Annotated in this window: 17 protein-coding genes and 3 pseudogenes; 7 read left to right on the top strand and 13 right to left on the bottom strand. The window is 41.1% G+C overall.

Going from position 1 to position 17,057, the window contains the following annotated elements:
* Positions 1-178: 178 nt before the first annotated feature.
* Entirely contained in the window at positions 179-1,462 is a 1,284-nt protein-coding gene (punC, locus tag FCN25_RS15040; protein WP_137226139.1) for a purine nucleoside transporter PunC, read from the bottom strand.
* 203 nt (positions 1,463-1,665) lie between these two features.
* Here punC and punR point away from each other — a divergent pair, with 203 nt between their 5' ends.
* Positions 1,666-2,568, top strand: coding sequence for a DNA-binding transcriptional activator PunR (punR, locus tag FCN25_RS15045; protein WP_137226141.1), 903 nt, complete (start codon positions 1,666-1,668; stop codon positions 2,566-2,568).
* A gap of 109 nt (positions 2,569-2,677) precedes the next feature.
* On the opposite strand, the gene pepA is transcribed toward punR, so the two are convergent.
* Entirely contained in the window at positions 2,678-4,186 is a 1,509-nt protein-coding gene (gene pepA / locus FCN25_RS15050; protein ID WP_137226143.1) for a leucyl aminopeptidase, read from the bottom strand.
* A 273-nt stretch (positions 4,187-4,459) separates the two neighbouring features.
* On the opposite strand from pepA, the gene lptF reads away from it, so the two are divergent.
* Positions 4,460-5,572: an LPS export ABC transporter permease LptF gene (gene lptF / locus FCN25_RS15055; protein ID WP_137226145.1), complete on the top strand. Its 1,113-nt coding sequence runs from the start codon at positions 4,460-4,462 to the stop codon at positions 5,570-5,572.
* Positions 5,569-6,625: pseudogene (gene lptG, locus FCN25_RS15060) on the top strand (LPS export ABC transporter permease LptG). Before lptF ends, lptG begins: the two are co-directional and overlap by 4 nt.
* Before the next feature lie 122 nt (positions 6,626-6,747).
* Here the strand turns inward: lptG and FCN25_RS15065 are convergent.
* From FCN25_RS15065 to FCN25_RS15080, 4 genes and pseudogenes are all read right to left on the bottom strand, one after another.
* Positions 6,748-7,257, bottom strand: coding sequence for an RDD family protein (locus tag FCN25_RS15065; protein WP_137226147.1), 510 nt, complete (start codon positions 7,255-7,257; stop codon positions 6,748-6,750).
* Positions 7,258-7,284: 27 nt separating this feature from the next.
* Entirely contained in the window at positions 7,285-7,539 is a 255-nt protein-coding gene (locus FCN25_RS15070) for a DUF2960 domain-containing protein (RefSeq protein WP_137226149.1), read from the bottom strand.
* A gap of 15 nt (positions 7,540-7,554) precedes the next feature.
* Positions 7,555-7,891: pseudogene (locus FCN25_RS15075) on the bottom strand (DMT family protein).
* 10 nt (positions 7,892-7,901) lie between these two features.
* Positions 7,902-8,396 (bottom strand): GNAT family N-acetyltransferase, encoded by a 495-nt coding sequence (locus FCN25_RS15080; protein ID WP_137226151.1) that lies wholly within the window; start codon positions 8,394-8,396, stop codon positions 7,902-7,904.
* Positions 8,397-8,510: 114 nt separating this feature from the next.
* On the opposite strand from FCN25_RS15080, the gene FCN25_RS15085 reads away from it, so the two are divergent.
* Positions 8,511-9,083: a DsrE family protein gene (locus FCN25_RS15085; RefSeq protein ID WP_137226153.1), complete on the top strand. Its 573-nt coding sequence runs from the start codon at positions 8,511-8,513 to the stop codon at positions 9,081-9,083.
* A 25-nt stretch (positions 9,084-9,108) separates the two neighbouring features.
* On the opposite strand, the gene FCN25_RS21195 is transcribed toward FCN25_RS15085, so the two are convergent.
* The 3 genes from FCN25_RS21195 to FCN25_RS15100 all read right to left on the bottom strand — a co-directional run bounded on the left by FCN25_RS21195 (position 9,109) and on the right by FCN25_RS15100 (position 11,297).
* Positions 9,109-9,582: a substrate-binding periplasmic protein gene (locus FCN25_RS21195; RefSeq protein WP_368074089.1), complete on the bottom strand. Its 474-nt coding sequence runs from the start codon at positions 9,580-9,582 to the stop codon at positions 9,109-9,111.
* 335 nt (positions 9,583-9,917) lie between these two features.
* A complete protein-coding gene (locus tag FCN25_RS15095) occupies positions 9,918-10,562 on the bottom strand; it encodes a DUF2913 family protein (RefSeq protein ID WP_137226155.1) in 645 nt (214 codons plus the stop codon).
* Between the two features lie 156 nt (positions 10,563-10,718).
* Complete coding sequence (locus tag FCN25_RS15100) at positions 10,719-11,297, bottom strand: DUF4136 domain-containing protein (RefSeq protein ID WP_137226157.1); 579 nt, start codon at positions 11,295-11,297, stop codon at positions 10,719-10,721.
* A gap of 187 nt (positions 11,298-11,484) precedes the next feature.
* Between FCN25_RS15100 and FCN25_RS15105 the strand changes: the two genes are divergently transcribed.
* The gene (locus FCN25_RS15105; RefSeq protein ID WP_175405945.1) at positions 11,485-11,802 is read left to right on the top strand and encodes a DUF1289 domain-containing protein; all 318 of its coding nucleotides are present in this window, start codon (positions 11,485-11,487) and stop codon (positions 11,800-11,802) included.
* Between the two features lie 15 nt (positions 11,803-11,817).
* Here FCN25_RS15105 and FCN25_RS15110 read toward each other — a convergent pair whose 3' ends face one another.
* Positions 11,818-12,405: a TetR/AcrR family transcriptional regulator gene (locus FCN25_RS15110; RefSeq protein WP_175405886.1), complete on the bottom strand. Its 588-nt coding sequence runs from the start codon at positions 12,403-12,405 to the stop codon at positions 11,818-11,820.
* A gap of 146 nt (positions 12,406-12,551) precedes the next feature.
* Complete coding sequence (locus FCN25_RS15115; protein WP_137226163.1) at positions 12,552-13,973, bottom strand: coniferyl aldehyde dehydrogenase; 1,422 nt, start codon at positions 13,971-13,973, stop codon at positions 12,552-12,554.
* A 243-nt stretch (positions 13,974-14,216) separates the two neighbouring features.
* Here FCN25_RS15115 and FCN25_RS15120 point away from each other — a divergent pair, with 243 nt between their 5' ends.
* Positions 14,217-14,648: a universal stress protein gene (locus FCN25_RS15120; protein WP_137226165.1), complete on the top strand. Its 432-nt coding sequence runs from the start codon at positions 14,217-14,219 to the stop codon at positions 14,646-14,648.
* A 49-nt stretch (positions 14,649-14,697) separates the two neighbouring features.
* Here the strand turns inward: FCN25_RS15120 and FCN25_RS15125 are convergent, their stop codons facing one another.
* On the bottom strand, positions 14,698-15,234 hold the full coding sequence (locus FCN25_RS15125) for a DUF924 family protein (RefSeq protein ID WP_137226167.1): 537 nt from the start codon (positions 15,232-15,234) through the stop codon (positions 14,698-14,700).
* A 90-nt stretch (positions 15,235-15,324) separates the two neighbouring features.
* A pseudogene (gene tnpA / locus FCN25_RS15130) lies at positions 15,325-15,740 on the bottom strand (IS200/IS605 family transposase).
* Positions 15,741-15,821: 81 nt separating this feature from the next.
* Between tnpA and FCN25_RS15135 the strand changes: the two are divergent.
* A complete protein-coding gene (locus FCN25_RS15135) occupies positions 15,822-16,976 on the top strand; it encodes a transposase (protein ID WP_254693782.1) in 1,155 nt (384 codons plus the stop codon).
* The last annotated feature ends 81 nt before the right edge of the window (positions 16,977-17,057 follow it).

Raw genomic sequence — 17,057 nt, forward strand, 5'->3', positions numbered from 1 at the left:
CCAACGCTAATGACATTATCAAGCGGTTGTGTTGCGTCATTCAACCCATTCCTTGTGATTGTTAATTTGATGATTAATTGGAACATTAAATTGTTCAATAAATAACCTAGCATATGATGAAGTTATAGACAAATTTATAACCTCATCATTAAGGAGTTATTTTATCGCCAGACCACGGTTACTGGTCATTTTTAGTTGAGGCTTGAGATAATCTTGCTGGATCAGGAAAGGTAAAATTCTGATGTATTTGTGCCCAAGAATCATGGCTTTTAATTATGTGGCCAACGGCAACCAATACTGAACAGGCCAGAATTCCCCAACCAATAGCGTTATCACCCGCACTTGCCCAAATTGCCACCAGACTTGATGCCCCAAAAGAGATAGTAATCTGCAAAAAGTTTTGTAGTCCTGCAGCTTTGGCCGCGTTATTGCTGAACTCTTGCAGAGCATTATTGACCACAATAGGATAAATCGCGCCATTGCTTCCTGCTAGCAAAGAGAATGCAATGAGCAGTGGCAATATTATTTCAGTATTGAGGGTCACACTGGAGATAAAAATGGCAGCAACACATAAACCAAACAATATCAGTAAACAGTTTAGGCTGATTTTGGTGCCAAATTTGCGGATCAGTAATTTACTTGAGTAGCCACCAACAATAAACATGATGGTTTGGGGAATAAAACTTAAGCCAATTTCTGTCGCGGCGTAACCATACTGTTCCATGACAGCAGGCCACAACGTTAAGTAAGCAAAAAAAGCGCCTGAACACGCACCAAAAATAACCACATTGCCTAAATATCGCGTATTGGAAAGCAGTTGTTTATAGCGGATATGAGTTTTGCTTTTGTGAACGCTCACTTGTTCTTTAGGCACAAAAAAATACGTCATGGCAATGAGTAATACTGCAATGATACATAAGCTAATAAACACCGCGCGCCAGCCAAAACTATTCAGTATCATTGCGCCAGCAATGGGCGCTAATGCCGGAGACAATGCCACTAAAGGCATAATATTAGAGAAAATATTTTGAGCTTTATCGGCTGGGTATTGCTCAATCACAATCGCTTGCCAAATAACGGCTGCACTGCAAGCACCAATCGCTTGGAAGAAACGAGCAATATTCATCATCAGAATACTGTCACTGTTCGCAATCAATGCACTTGCCAGCATAAACAGGCTTAAACCAACAAACAGTGAGTTTCGCTTACCTATTTTATGTACTAATGGCCCATACAATAACTGTCCGATAGCGAGGCCAGCTAAAAAGCTGGTTAACGATATAGCCACTTCTGAAGTGCTTGCATTAAAAGTCCCTTCAATAGATTTGAATGATGGGAGGTACATGTCGGTAGCTACAAAACCTAACATACTCAGTAAGGCTAAATAAAACAGAAACAAATAGAATGTTATATTTGTTTGTTTTATGTTGATTAATATATTGTTATTGTTCAAATTAGGCATATCTATTTTCGTCAGTTCAATAAAGGACGCTAGCTTAATGGTTTACTAAATTAGCTGGAAACGTTTATTTTTGACAGCTGCTATCAAAAATATTGATACCATGATGTAATTACAGGCATGGAAGGTTTCAGTTCAATATCAAACCTTGGATGTGTTATTCATCTTGTGCTGTTAATGTACATTTTCTAGCGAGTTAAATTGATATGCTTTCACAGCAAGTTTTTGAGCTAATAGACGTTGTCGCCCAAACAGGTAGCTTTACTGCAGCCGCGAAAAAATTGCATAAGGTACCGTCTGCTATAAGTTATTCAGTCAAACAAATTGAAACTGAACTGGGAGTCGAGTTATTTATTCGCCATCATCGCAGTGTCAGCCTAACCCCAGCAGGAAAGCATTTCGCCGTAAAAGCGCGCCAGTTTCTTAACGATATGGAGTTAATGAAACGCGACACTCAACGAGTGGCTAATGGTTGGAAGCCTATACTCTCCATTGCATTGGATAATATTTCGAGAACGGATAGCGTTCATGCGTTGATTGCTGATTTTTATCGACAGTTTCAAGATGTTGAGTTGATTATCAGGATTGAAGTGTTTAATGGTGTATGGGAAGCTCTTGCTACTGGAAGAAGTGATATTGCCATTGGTGCGACAACCGCAAATCCAGTTGGTGGGGCATTTAAATTCACTAATATGGGCAATATTGATTGGCTGTTTGTGGTCAGCTTTGATCATCCATTGGCAAATATTATGCGTCCACTTCATGATGATGAGTTACGTGTTTTTCCGTCTATTTGTCTTGAAGATACCTCTCGTGATATCCCTAAGCGAATTACGTGGATGCTAAACAGTCAACGACGATTAGTTGTGCCCGATTGGCACAGTGCTATTAACTGTTTTGTCGAAGGCTTAGGGGTTGGATATATGCCTGAACATCTGGCTCGACCGTTGATTGAATCTGGTAAGTTAGTCTGTAAAACGCTCCACAGAGTGAAACAACCTAGCCCATGTTGTTTGGCGTGGAATGATGATCAAATGTCACCCGCATTGGCTTGGGTATTGGACTATTTAGGTGATGAAGAGCAATTACATCGTCAATGGTTAGCCTAGTTCTGATGGTTTTGAGAGGGTACTTTACAGGCTAATATATTGACGTCTTCCACAATAAAAAAAGGGTAAAGCATTCGCTTTACCCTTTTATATGCGTTAAACCTAAGGTTTACTCGCTAATTTCAACACCAGCGCGGTTAATTAAGAACTGGCTTAAAATCGGAACTGGACGACCTGTAGAGCCTTTGTTCGCACCGCTGTTCCAAGCTGTACCTGCGACATCTAAATGTGCCCAGTTATACTTCTTAGCGAAACGCGATAAGAAGCATGCCGCAGTGATTGAACCTGCTGGACGGCCGCCTAAGTTCGTCATGTCGGCAAATGGGCTATCAAGCATGTCTTGATATTCATCCCATAATGGCATGCGCCACGCACGGTCACCACTTTGCTCACCAGCATTAAGGATCTCATGTGCCAATGGGTTATGAGAACTAAACAAGCCTGAAGCGTGTTTACCTAATGCAATAACACAAGCACCGGTTAAAGTGGCTGTATCAATGACTAATTCAGGTTCAAAGCGCTCAACGTAGGTTAATACGTCACATAGCACTAAACGGCCTTCAGCATCAGTATTAAGTACTTCAACCGTTTGACCTGACATAGTGGTTAAAATGTCACCAGGGCGATAAGCATTACCGGCAGGCATGTTTTCACAGCCAGCTAATATACCAATAACGTTGATAGGTAATTTCATTTCGCATAACGCTTTCATGGTGCCAATCACACCCGCAGCGCCGCCCATGTCGTATTTCATTTCGTCCATGGCTTCGCCTGGCTTTAATGAAATCCCACCAGAGTCAAACGTTAACCCTTTACCTACGAGTACAATTGGCTTTTCTGTGCTGTTTACTGCGCCCTGATATTCCATCACTGTCATGATAGATTCGTTTGCGCTAGCACGGCCAACAGCAAGGTAAGCGTTCATGCCTAACTTAGCCATTTGCTCTTCGCCAATAGTCGTGACAGTAAGGTTTTCATGCACTTCAGCCATTTGACGGGCTTGAGATGCTAAATAAGCAGGGTTACAAATGTTAGGTGGCATATTAGCTACATCGCGGCATAAATGCATACCCGAAGAAACTGCTGTACCATGCTCAATCGCACGCTCACCAATGGTTAATTCACGGCGTGTCGGCACATTGAATACCATTTTACGTAATGGACGACGAGTTTCGCCTTTACGAGTTTTTAATGCGTCAAATGAGTATAAACTGTTTTTAGTGCTTTCAATGGCTTGGCGAACTTTCCAGTAGGTGTCGCGGCCTTTGACATGCAATTCAGTTAAGAAGCATACGGCTTCCATTGAACCCGTTTCATTAAGGGTACTAATGGTTTTTGTGATAATTTGTTTGTATTGGCGCTCGTCTAACTCACGCTCTTTGCCACAACCAACCAGTAACACACGTTCACTTAATACATTTGGCACGTGATGCAATAGCAACATTTGTCCTGGTTTTCCTTCAAGGTCACCACGACGAAGTAGGTTACTGATGTAACCTTCACTTATTTTATCCAATTGCTCTGCGATACCAGACAGACGGCGAGGTTCGTATACGCCGACAACGATGCAGGCTGAACGTTGCTTTTCGGGGCTGCCGCTCTTTACGCTAAACTCCATGAGCACTCCTAGATTCTTAAAGACAAATATTTAAATTTATTAGATAATGTTTGCATTAGGCCATCTGGCATATAATCAACGAAAAGGTGTTCAGTATTTGGGGATATTAACGAAAAAGAGGCGTAAATTGACAGCCAAAATAGATGTTAACCATGACCCCAAAGCACCTTCCGCGCTGGTCAGAAAACTAGCAAAACTGTTGAAAGTAGACAGTTTACATGAAAGTTGCTCTGATACCAGTAAAAAGATAAGTTTAGCCACCGGATCCTACTTGTGATTGTATTTAGATATCTTATTCGTGAAGTTTTAAAAGCACAATTCGCGGTACTTTTAGTGTTGTTAACTATTTTTATCAGCCAACAATTTGTGCGAGTGTTAGCTGACGCATCGGACGGTGAATTTCCCGCTTCATTAGTGATGACATTATTAGGGTTAAATTTACCTCAATTAACCGTATTAGTATTACCGTTAAGTTTCTTTTTAGGGATATTGCTTGCTCACGGTCGAATGTATGCCGAAAATGAAATGGTGGTATTACACAGTGTAGGCGTGAGTGAATGGTATGTCACCCGAGTCACCTTATTGGTGGCTTTTGCTAATTTGTTGTTTACCGCATATTTATCGATTTATGTAGGACCTTGGGCTGAAGAACGCCAAAATCAAGTCTTAGAAAAAGCGCAATCAGAAGCTGGTCTAGCGGCATTAACTCAGGGGCGTTTTCAAGAAAGCCCTAATGGTCGAGCGGTATTATTTGTCGAAAAAATAAATAAAGACAATACATTAGATAAGGTTTTTGTTGCACAGCTTCCCGATCCAGAAGACGAAAATGGTCTAACAAATATTGTTGTCGCCAATAAAGGTCGAGTGATTGAAGATAATATTGGTAGCCAACAATTACAACTTGAAAATGGCTTCCGTTATCAAGGTAGCCCTAGGTCACTTGAGTTGCAGGTGATAGCGTTTGGTGGCTATAAAATGGAAATCAAAGAGCAGGAAGTGGATGAGCGTCGACGTAAATTATCGGCATTACCCTTTGATGAGTTATTAGATACTCCAGGCCCAGAAGCAGCAGCAGAATTTCAATGGAGACTGGCCATTCCTATTTCAATTCCATTGCTCACTTTGATTGCTGTGCCATTAGCGCGAGTGAATGTACGTCAGGGTAAGTTTGCTAAGATGTTTCCAGCAATTTTGCTGTACTTAGGGTATTTCGGATTAATGGTTGCAGGTAAAAAAGCGTTGCAAGATGAGGTGATACCACAGTTTTTAGGCATGTGGTGGATCCACGGGTTTGCGTTGATGTTAGGGCTGTTGTTATTAATTAAAGAACGCCCTACAGGGATGAAATTCCTAAATTTATTTAAACGCAAGCAGGTGACTGCATGAGAATATTAGATCTTTATATCGCCCGCATGATTATCGGCACATCAAGTTTATGTTTACTTATTTTGACAGGATTATCTGGGATTATTAAGTGGGTAGACCAATTACGCGTTGTTGGTCGTGGTGCTTATACCATGATGGATGCGGCGATTTATGTTCTGTTTTTAGTGCCTCGAGATATTGAAATGTTTTTCCCAATGGCGGTATTGCTTGGAGCATTAATTGGCATGGGCATGTTGGCATCAAATTCAGAATTAGTCGTGATGCAAGCCTCTGGTATGTCACGCTTACAAATAACTCAATCTGCGATGAAAACGGCAATACCTTTGATGATTTTAGTGATGGCGCTGGGTGAGTGGGGCGCACCTATTGCTGAAAAAAGTGCTAAAGAACTGCAGGCAACTAAAATATCGGGTGGCAGTTTAATAAAGTCTCATCGTGGTATTTGGGCTAAAGATGGTGACTTATTTGTTAATATTGGTGAAGTATTAGATATTAACACTTTGAATAATATTAGCTTGTATGAGTTTAGTGATCAGCAAGAACTAACCAGAGTGACACATGCTAAAACAGCGGCATTCACTGATAATGCTTGGCAATTAACCACTGTTGAAAATACTACTGTAAAAGGTGATCGTGTTATTCGTGAGCATCTTGATACTGATGTATGGCAGTCCTCATTAACGCCTGATAAGTTAAGCGTAGTGTCGGTAAAACCTGAGGCGCTTTCTATAAGTGGACTCATTGATTATTTGGATTATTTAGAAGTTAATCAACAAGACCCAAGTCGTTATGAGTTAGCGTTATGGCGCAAAATTATGCAACCCGTGACCGTGGCTGTAATGATGTTAGTGGCATTGTCATTTGTATTTGGCCCATTACGAACTGTTACTATGGGGCTCGTGTGTTGCTGGGTGTAGTGGCTGGATTTAGCTTTTATATCAGTAACCAGATATTTGGTCCTATGAGCATAGTGTATGAATTACCCGCCGCAGTAGGGCTATAGCGCCGAGCATATTGTTCACGGGATTAGCTTTGTATTATATTCGTAAATAATCAACAATTTTTTATCAACAGTTTATGTATAAATAGAGTGTGTGAAATAGAATAAAAAAATGGCAACCTGTTGGTTGCCATTTTTGTTACTTAATACTTAACTAAGTGCTGTATTAGGTTAGCTATGCACCATGCCAGTTACGCATTTGGTTAGCTTCTACTGACAACACCACAACTTCAGAACGAGTCATCATGTCTTGTAATGCTAATTTGTCATCATTGATGAGAATCCACAGATTGCCAATACCTAATAAAGCCCAAACTACCCGAGCACATGCGGTAATAAAACTTAGATTTTGGCCATTAGGGTGTTGAACTTTGAGTCGCCAAGCCCGCATGCCTAATGTTTGCCCGCCTTTACTCCAAAACAGAGCATAAAACCCGCCGACACAAATGGCTATCCAGAGTTGATAAAGGCCATGGTAAATCGGTGTGTTATTAAGTAAGTCTGATACATCTTCATGGCCATTCATTGCGATAAGTCCGCTACTGTGCAGCCCGAAAAAAATACCAAAACCTAACGCACCGGCAAACATGAAAACCGCAACAGCAAGTACTGAGTCGTACATCATTGCACCTAAACGGCGAAAGAAGCTCGCCCGAGGGAAATTAGCATGGTCTGAATTAAACATAGCGGATCCTTACAATAAGCCAAATGGCTAAACTTCGTCATCTTCACGAACAAATTTGATACTCGTAAAACCAAAACGTGCGAACTCGGTTTTACGAAATTCTTTTTCAGCTTTGGCACCTTTTTTTGAGGTTAAGGCAACTTGTTGTTCCATGGCCAAAAAGTTTTTTAAATCAATACCTTCAGCTTCAGCTGCTGCTTCATAAAGATCACGATGTATGTCATAGCTAAAGGCGATAGTTTTGCTTTGGCCTTTAAAGGTATAAATCACTTGGCGTGCCATGGATAACTCCTGAAATTAATGTAATTCACTTTTAAATATAAAGAATACGGCATCTAAAGGCATAACCCTGCCCATAAATAGTCAGGCTTTAAGGGCTCTTTGAGATACCAAACGGCAAAAGGGACAAATACACATAAGCTGATGACCTCTTACAGAATCTTTAATTGTCCCACGTTCATCGCGGTATAACCAAGACGATTTGCAGGAACTTGCAATAAATATTCGAATAAGGCAATCCCCCAGCTCACTAAAGCATCGATAATCCATGACTTACCGTTTAAGGTCTTTAAATGGCCATACCAAGCAAAAGTCTAATACACAACAAACCGATGGTGATGACTGATGGGCGCATTAGATAGACCTTATGATAAAGATAAATATAGGTAACATGCACCAGCGGGATAACTGTCTAGTGACTTAGTCAGTTTTACTGAAGTGCTGTCTGGTTTGAATCCTTGTTTCTGCCAGTAAGTATGTGCACCTTGCACTGCGACTAATCCAATACCATTAACGGCCAATGTTTTTGCCTGTTTAACGATATAATTAAACAGCTTTTTACCAATGCCCATGCCTTGAGCGCTGGGTGAGATGGCCATGTCGTGTAAATACCAGCTATCAGCATTAATCTGTCCATTGATTTCGGTATCCAATGACGGGGCATCACCTTGCCGCCAAGGGTGAACAAGCGCGTAGGCTAACATTTGATTGTTATGCTCAAATACCCAGCAACTTGAGGGTGAAGTTTGCCATTTACTTTGCATGACACTTAGCGATTCCGGCGTGAGTTCGACATAACATTGCGCTTGGATCGCCATAATAGCGGGCCAGTCTGTAGTGGTAATTAGGCGGATTGGCATATCATTCAGTCTTCACATAATTGAAGTCGCAATTATACTCAGAAACAGCCTAAAACCTAAGCGTTAATCTATGCTAGAGTAGTTGTAAAAATAGAGATTAGGAAGATCAACATAATGAAAGTCAGTTTACATTCAATGAGTAAAGGTGTTGTTACATCAACACTGGTTACGTTAATTACGTGTTCATCATTTATGGCAATGGCTGGTGTCGAAGCATTTAAATCAGGCCCTGTAATTAAAGATTATGGCAAAGTGGCTGAAGTAAATAGCAGTTTAGTCATACCAGCAGATATGAAGTTTAAAGTCGCTTTTGATTTAAGTAACGCATCCAAACCAGCAGAATTAAACCGAAGTATTAATACGTTAGCGCGCTTTATTAATATGCATGTGGCCGCAGGGGTTAAGCTTGAAGACATTTCACTCGCCATGGTTGTGCATGGTAAAGCCGCTAATGATATGACTAAGGATAGTTTTTATCAGCCGATTAATGCAGGGCAAAAAAATGTAAATACTGACTTAATAGCACAATTGGTTAAACAAGGCGTTAAGTTTTATGTGTGTGGCCAGACCGCTGCATATTATGGCATTACACCAGACGATTTACTGCCTGGCGTAGACATGGCATTATCGGCATTAACAGCACATGCAATATTGGCGAATGAAGGTTACAGTGTTAATCCGTTTTAAACTCTAGTTAATTCGTTATAGTTGATTAAATACTTCTTTTTTTTGTGTATTTATTAATCATTTTGTTGACGGCGCCATTTTGTTGCAGTTGTATTATTGCCGCATTGATTTGCGGTAATAATATGGCATGTTGTTTGCGAAGGCGTAGTACTAATTCGCCCTTTGAATGAATGGCAGCCAGTGTGATGGGGATATTTAATTGTTTGGCCCAATATAATGCAGGTAAGTCACCTGAAATAGCAGCACTAACTCGCTCTCTATGTAATGCTTTTATTAACTCTCGTTCAGATGCAAAATCCACTCGTATAAAGTTAGTATCATTATGGTAAAGATAACCCCGAATGGTACCAATCCTCTTATCTTTAATTTGGTTAATATCTTGCCATTTATGAGCATTCTTATCCAAGGTGATAATGTTTTCTTGGATGGTTAATATTGGTATCGATTGCGTAAAATCATCACCCAGATCTTGATTTTCAAACCAGCTAGGACTGACAATATCAAAGTCGAGTAAGCCATTTTCAAGAGCATAGTTGGTTCTTTTGGGGGGAAGTTATGGTTTTCGATGCTGATATTTGCTTGGGATAATATTAAGGGAACTAACTCACCAATAATACCCGGATTATCCGGCGAGTTAGAGATAAAATAAGGTATCCAGCCATTTGACGCGTTAACATTATATTTTAAAATGGTTTGAGCGTTTACCGTAAAGCAACACGTTATCAACCAATATAAGAGGTATATTCTGTAGTGTTTTCTCATAGTATCCCTTCTTGTAAATGGTCAATATCAAGCTATATCAATACTTAGATTCAAATAATAAGTCCGTTAGGTTTAATATTGTTCAAGACATAATAAACACAAACTTGGATGATTATTTTTTGGGGTTAAAGTGTAAGTTTTATGATGTTTGATAAGTGATGTTTTCTTATTACCTTGGCTTAATAATAGACCTTGTTGCAAAGCTAACTTAGCCACAATTTTTTCATCACCACGAATATACATCGAAATTGTTTTGACAATATTGTCTTCAACAATATGCTGATTAAACTCTTTTGCTGAGATAATTAAACTCGATTGGCCATCGCTTTCGAGCTTAAGTTTACTATCAAGATCAGTATCGGTGATTACCAGCCATTGTTGCGTGGAAAGCTCTGCCAATAGGTTTTTTAGTCCCGTACCTGTAGCGATAACACTGTTGTTAGCTTGCTGATATTGATCGGCAATGCAGGTTAATAAACGTGTCAGTTGTGCCCCAGCGCCCTGACTACGCGCTTGGCGGATCCAAGCCGATAAGTCGTCAGCGACGAGTTTAGAAAACCGTTTTGTTTTTAATGACTCAACCATCCAGTTACATAAAAAATGGCTTTCTTGTGCAGCAGTTCTGACGGCTTTGTGCTGCGATGCAGAGGTGTTTATGGCCTCTATTCCTGCCAGCGCAAGGGTGAATAAAGCTTGATTGTAAGTTTCAGTCGTCATTTCAACAGATCAATAAAGTAATGTGACGCGCAGTTTAACGTGTAGACGTTAATTGCTAAACAGATATTTGTGTTTAGTGAGTTCATCAGGTTGGATTCTCTGTTTGAAATAATTGCAGTTTTATAACCATAAAACTGCATTTTATCTATTTTTATCTTACTTTTTTGGCGGGAATTGCGCCAAAATAGTCGCAACAGTCTTGTTAATATCTTTTGCTTTATCTTCACCACCTTGATCAAAGTGATACTGACCATTACCGCGCCAAATCAAGCGTTTGTCAGCTGGGTCGATAATATCAATTTGAATAGTTTGCGTTTTTGCGGTGTCACTGCCTAATGGGATACCTATACTTGTGCCAAGGCTAATTCCACCATTAGATCCCCAAGTGCCGGAGCCTAAGCCAATGGATAATCCTGAATCTTTTTCTTTGTTTTCTGTCACGAAAGCATAGTTAACAAAAAAGTCAGCATTGTCGGCTTTAAATACATAACCTTGATTCACTAAGGCTTGTTTAATGCCATCATTAATTCGGTCAGCAGTTAAAGGATCATCAGTGTGTTCTACTCTGAGTTGACTGAATGTTTTCAGTACCGAGAAGTCGTAATTAACATCATAATCTTGTTTAGGTTTTGTAGCACAAGAAGTTAGTAACACTAAGGCGAAGAGTATAAAAATGTGCTTGCACCACGCGATAGTTCGTGAAAACGACTGACCCGAATGTCTTAATGTAATCATGAAACCTCCTATTAACTCGCAATAATGTACAAAATTAACTCAATTAGTATAACCTTAACCTAACGGTGTTTGGTGGTGACTTTGGCTAATAAAGCGAATGGCAGTTATCAATCCAAGCTATTAATGACTATATAGTATATTTAGATGGTAAGTACTAAATTCAATACTAAGGTTAAAGACTCTAATGATGGAACAGTTAAGTTTTTTTGCGGTGCCCAGTCCATGCATCGGCGTTTGTCAGTCTGACAGTCGCGGCTATTGTGTGGGTTGTCTTCGAAGCCGTGATGAACGTTTTAACTGGATGAGTTACAGCGAGTTGCGAAAACAGGACGTGATCCGTTTGTGTTTACAGCGTAAACGACGTCGTCAATATGCTATCCATAAAGCCAAGCAACAGGAACAACAAACCCAGCAAACATCGCACACGCCTCAATTAGATTTTGATGCGCAGCCAATTTCAGATAGTAGCGATGTTGATTTAACGGATTTTAGTTTGGATGAATAATTTATCAGTATAAAACTAGGCTTTCATCGCTTGCCAAAATAGTTTAAAGCTAGCGCTTCTGTGTATCTCATCGTCACCTAAATGTGGATTATCGGTAAAAAAACGAATGGCTGCTAAGTACTGACCATGGCAGTTTTCGAGTAATAATGCGTTGGGGAAGTCAGCAATAATTTGCTGCTGTTTACCTCGATTAATCAATTCGACTACAAATCCTAAAATGCTGTTCATTGCTTGTTTTCTTACGTCGGCATCAATGTCCGCTGACATTGAATACTGGAGAAAAAATAACTGTTTTAATGGTTGTGCAATAGCCCAATCGATGGCTTTTTGCCATAACGTATTGGCATCTTGTTCGATATCACCACTAAATTGAGTATTGCTAACCATGTTGGTGGCAAACTCCTGTTTAATGGATAAAAATAGTTGACTCATGATATCTTTTTTTGTCGGAAAATGATGGAACAAGGTACCTGTAGCTACGCCAGCCGCTTTGGCTATTGATGCGGTTGAAGTGGCGTTAAAGCCTTTATTCACAAACAGCTGTAATGCTGAATCTAAAATGGCTTGTTTTTTGTCAGTGCTGACAATGGGTGTACTGCTCATTGAGTCAAAATACCTGTGTATATTGGTGTGGTTTATCTACCGTTTATTTATCAAATACGTTTGAATACTGACGGTTTAATGTTGAAATAGGCTCAGTAAGTATCACTAATTAACGTCATACTTACTGTTGCGACAATTTAACGTTGTTAGCGCAGGAAAAACTTCATTAGTAGTCGCTGGATCAAGCCGCCATAAGGTGGATGGACCAACACGCCAGTATTAATTTTACCACTATTTAATATGGTTTTAGCGTGACTAAAGGTTAGAAAGCCTTCTTTGCCATGATAGTGGCCCATGCCAGATGGACCAATACCACCAAACGGTGCGTCATCGGCAGCAACATGAAACACAGTGTCATTAATACACACTCCGCCCGAATGCGTTTGCTGTAAAATATCTTGCTGAGTTTTATCATCAAAACTCATGATATATAGGGCTAAAGGGCGATCTCGATGGTTTATATAACCTATCGCTTCATCAATCGATTGATAACTAATAATTGGTAATAAAGGTCCAAATATTTCATCCTGCATAATGAGCATGTCGTCAGTGGTATGTGTGACTAACTGAGTGGCTATTTTGCGTTGAGTTGTTGATATTGGGCTATTAATTGCGGAAGTGACAGTTGCTCCTTTAGTCTTCGCATCTTCCAACACCTTGAGTAGACGTTGGTGCTGACGCTCATTAATGATATTGCCATAATCTTGGTTGGTGTCGAAATTAGGATACATTTTATTAAATCGACGTTGATAAGCACCAATAAATGCTTCGACCTTGTCGGCTGGGCACAACACATAGTCAGGTGCGACACAGATTTGGCCAGCATTTAAGCATTTGCCAAAAATAAGCCGTTCAACGGCGGTGTCTATTGGCATATCTGGCGCAATAATCGCTGGCGATTTTCCACCTAGCTCTAATGTCACTGGTGTCAGATTGTTTGCCGCTGCACGCATCACATGACGACCAACCACAGTTGAACCGGTAAACAGAATATGGTCAAACGGTAATGCTGAAAATGCTGCGGCGACATCTGCTTCACCTTCAACTAATTCGACTTCATTTGAGTCAAAAATCGTTGCTAACATCTTGCGCAATACCGCATTAGTTGCCGGAGTGAACTCTGACATTTTTAACATGGCACCATTGCCAGCTGCAATGGCAGTGACTAATGGCCCCATTGATAACATGATAGGGAAGTTCCATGGCACAATAATACCAATTACGCCTAAGGGCTGATATTGCACCGACACTTTGGACGGGGAGAGTAATAAACCCGCATGACGACGGCTGGGTTTCATCCATGATTTAAGGTGTTTGATGGTGTAATTGATATTATTAACACAAGGCATAATATCTGAAATGATGGTGTCATTTGCAGAACGGTGGCCATAGTCGCTAATTAATGCGTCAATAATAGCTTGTTGATTATCGAGTAAAGCTTGTTTTAGTTGGGTTAATTTATCAACCCGTGACTGGTAATTTGGTGCTGGGGTAGATTGGAAGCGCGTACGTTGATTGGTCAGTAATTGTCGTAATTGTGTTTCAATGTTATCAACGGCCATATTCATTTTCTATCTCCAGTAAAAATAATATCGTCGATTTGATGTCTCTAATACAAATAAACCGACTGATTAGTCGGTCTGATGTTATGTTAGTTTGTGAGCTAAGGCAAGTTTTCGCACTAGGTTTGATTTTGATCACTATGCAAGTCTTTGTTACTGACTATACTTTAATCGAAGATATGGAATTAGGTGCCTTAATTGAGGCATGAATGTCATAGCTCGTGAACACTTATCTCTGTGGAGGATAATATGCGAAAAGGTAATATTTTATGGCCTACCGATTTTTCTGATACGGCATCGCATGCATTACGATATGCGATTGAAATGGCGAATTTATATCAAGTCGATATTCGTATCATGAATGTAGTTGATCAGCCTATTGGTGATGAAAATTTCATGGCGCTTACGATTACACCGGAAGAGTTGGCAAAAACCATGGAAGATGCTGCCGCCAGCCAAATGCATAAATTATTGGGGCAACTTAATACTAATTTAAAAATTGAAACGATTATTCGACGTGGTGATGCGGTTAACGAAATTCTGGAAGAAGCTAATAGTGGTGATATTGGAATGGTGGTTATTGCCAGCCATGGCAGAAGTGGACTTTCACATTTTTTGAATACCAATGTTGCAGAAGCTGTTGCGAATAAAGCTAAATGCCCAGTATTAGTGGTCAAGTAATCTTGGCTGTTGTAACAGCCCTAGTGACTTAACCAATGTCATTGTTTGCTTAAAAGCTCGAACCGGGTTGGGTTAAAAATGCGACTTCGGCCGCTGTTGAGTCGCGACCTAAGATCGTATTTCGGTGTGGGAAACGGTGAAATTGAGCAATAATAGCGTAGTGCTGCTGTTGGCTACGCAGATTGTTCGGTGCATATTGCTCAAATAATGGTAACGCTTGTTGATGAATGACAATCGATTCACTGTGCATATAGGGCATAATTAAAAATGCAGCCTGTTGCGTCGGTAACGCTGCTAAACAACCCATTGCCACCGCTTCTTGTGCCAGTGATAATGCGAGATTATCAGCTGAAAATGCTGCTGGCGTATCGCGATAAATGTTTCGTGAAAATTGATCGAGTACAATAATCTCGGCTAATCGACCTTGAGTGTTTACCCGCCAATGTTGTAATTCTCCCTTTATGGCGGCATCTAAAGTGGTGCCAAAAAGCTGTGTAATCTGTAAATCAAAATCGGTATCTTTTATCCACCATTGTTTAGGGGATATTTGAGTAAACCAAAAATCAATGACATCTTTGGCGATGATGTTGGTGGTTTTTATCAGACGCGCCGTAAAACCCCGTCCTTCAGGTCGGGGATGTAAGGCACTGGCAGCGTAGCTGGCACGGTTTTGATTTTAGTGCGGCGTTTGTTGCTGCTCAATGTATCGGCGAATCACGTCGATAGGTGCGCCACCGCAACTGCCCGCAAAATAGCTGGGAGACCACAGTGCGCCGCCCCACAATTTTTTCGTGATGGACGGATATTTTTCTTGCGAATCATGCGGCTGGAAACGCCCTTTAGACTATTCACGAGTGCCGATACCGCTATTTTCGGTGGGTAATTAACGAGTAAGTGAACGTGGTCGTCTTCGCCATCGAATTCAATCAATTCAGCCCCAAAATCCGCGCATACAGCTGCAAAGAGGGGTTTAAGCTCATCGAGTATTTCCTTGGTGAATACTTCGTGCCGATACTTAGTCACAAAGACCAAGTGAACGTGCATATTGAATACACAATGTCTACCGTGTCGAATATCGTTGTTTGTTTGCATAGGCCAAACTATACTTTGGCTATGGAACGACTACAAGCCTTCAAATTCGAGCTACAGCCCAACGGCGAGCAAGTGCGCAATATGCGTCGCTTTGCAGGTACGTGTCGGTTCGTCTATAACAAGGCGTTGGCGTTGCAGAAAGATAACCACGAAACGGGAAATAAGTTCATAGGCTATGTGCCAATGGCGGCGGATCTGCCGAAGTGGAAGCGCGAAGCGGGCTTCGACTGGATTAAGAATTCCCCCTCGCAAGCGCTGCAACATGCGCTCAAGGATTTAGAAAAAGCCTTCAAGGGATTTTTTGAAAAGCGCACGGATTTTCCGCGTTTCAAAAAGAAAGGCAGTGGCGATAGTTTTCGCTATCCAGAACCCAAGCAAATCAAATTAGACCAAGCCAATAACCGTATTTTCCTGCCCAAGCTGGGGTGGCTAAAATACCGTAAAAGCAGAGATGTATTGGGCGAAGTGCGTAACGCCACGGTAAGTCAATCAGGTGGCAAGTGGTTTGTGTCGATTCAAACACGGCGCGATGTTGAGATTGTGCCAGTGGCTACAAGCGCCATAGGTATTGATGTGGGCATTGCGCGTTTTGCGGCAATGAATGACGGTAGCTATATTGAGCCGAAAAACAGCTTCAAAACGCAGATGCAGCGGCTGGCTAAATATCAGCGGCGCATGAGCAAGAAAGTGAAGTTCAGTGCCAATTGGAAAAAGGCCAAGGCCAAGGTCACACAAATACACGTCGATATCGGCAATGTTCGTAAGGATTTTCTGCATAAGCACACACATACCCTCAGCAAAAACCACGCGCTGGTATGTGTAGAAGACTTGCAGATTAAGAATATGTCGAAATCATCAAAAGGTACGGCGGAAAAGCATGGCAAGAAAGTAGCGCAAAAATCGGGCTTAAACCGCGCCATTCTCGACCAAGGCTGGGGTGAGTTTAGGCGACAACTGGAATACAAAACCGCTTGGAATGGCGGCGTTTTGCTCGCCGTGCCTGCGCAATACACCAGCCAAACTTGCCCTTGCTGTGGCTATGTATCAAAGGATAATCGCAAAACCCAAGCGCAATTTTTGTGTGTAGATTGTAACTACGAAAATAACGCCGATGTTGTCGGCGCTATCAATATATTAGAGCGCGGGCAGCGCTTGTTAGCCTGTGGAGAAACGGCAGCTTTAGGCCGCTCTGTGAAGCAGGAACCCATCGAAGCGACTAAGCTGAAAACTGCTTAGCGCCGTAGGAATCCCCTTCCATTCCGCGTAGCGGCAAAATCCTTTTGGGGATTTTGAGGTGGGGGAGGATGTCAATAATGT

The organism is Shewanella sp. MEBiC00475 (assembly GCF_005234075.1).
GTDB classification, from domain to species: Bacteria; Pseudomonadota; Gammaproteobacteria; order Enterobacterales; family Shewanellaceae; genus Shewanella; species Shewanella polaris.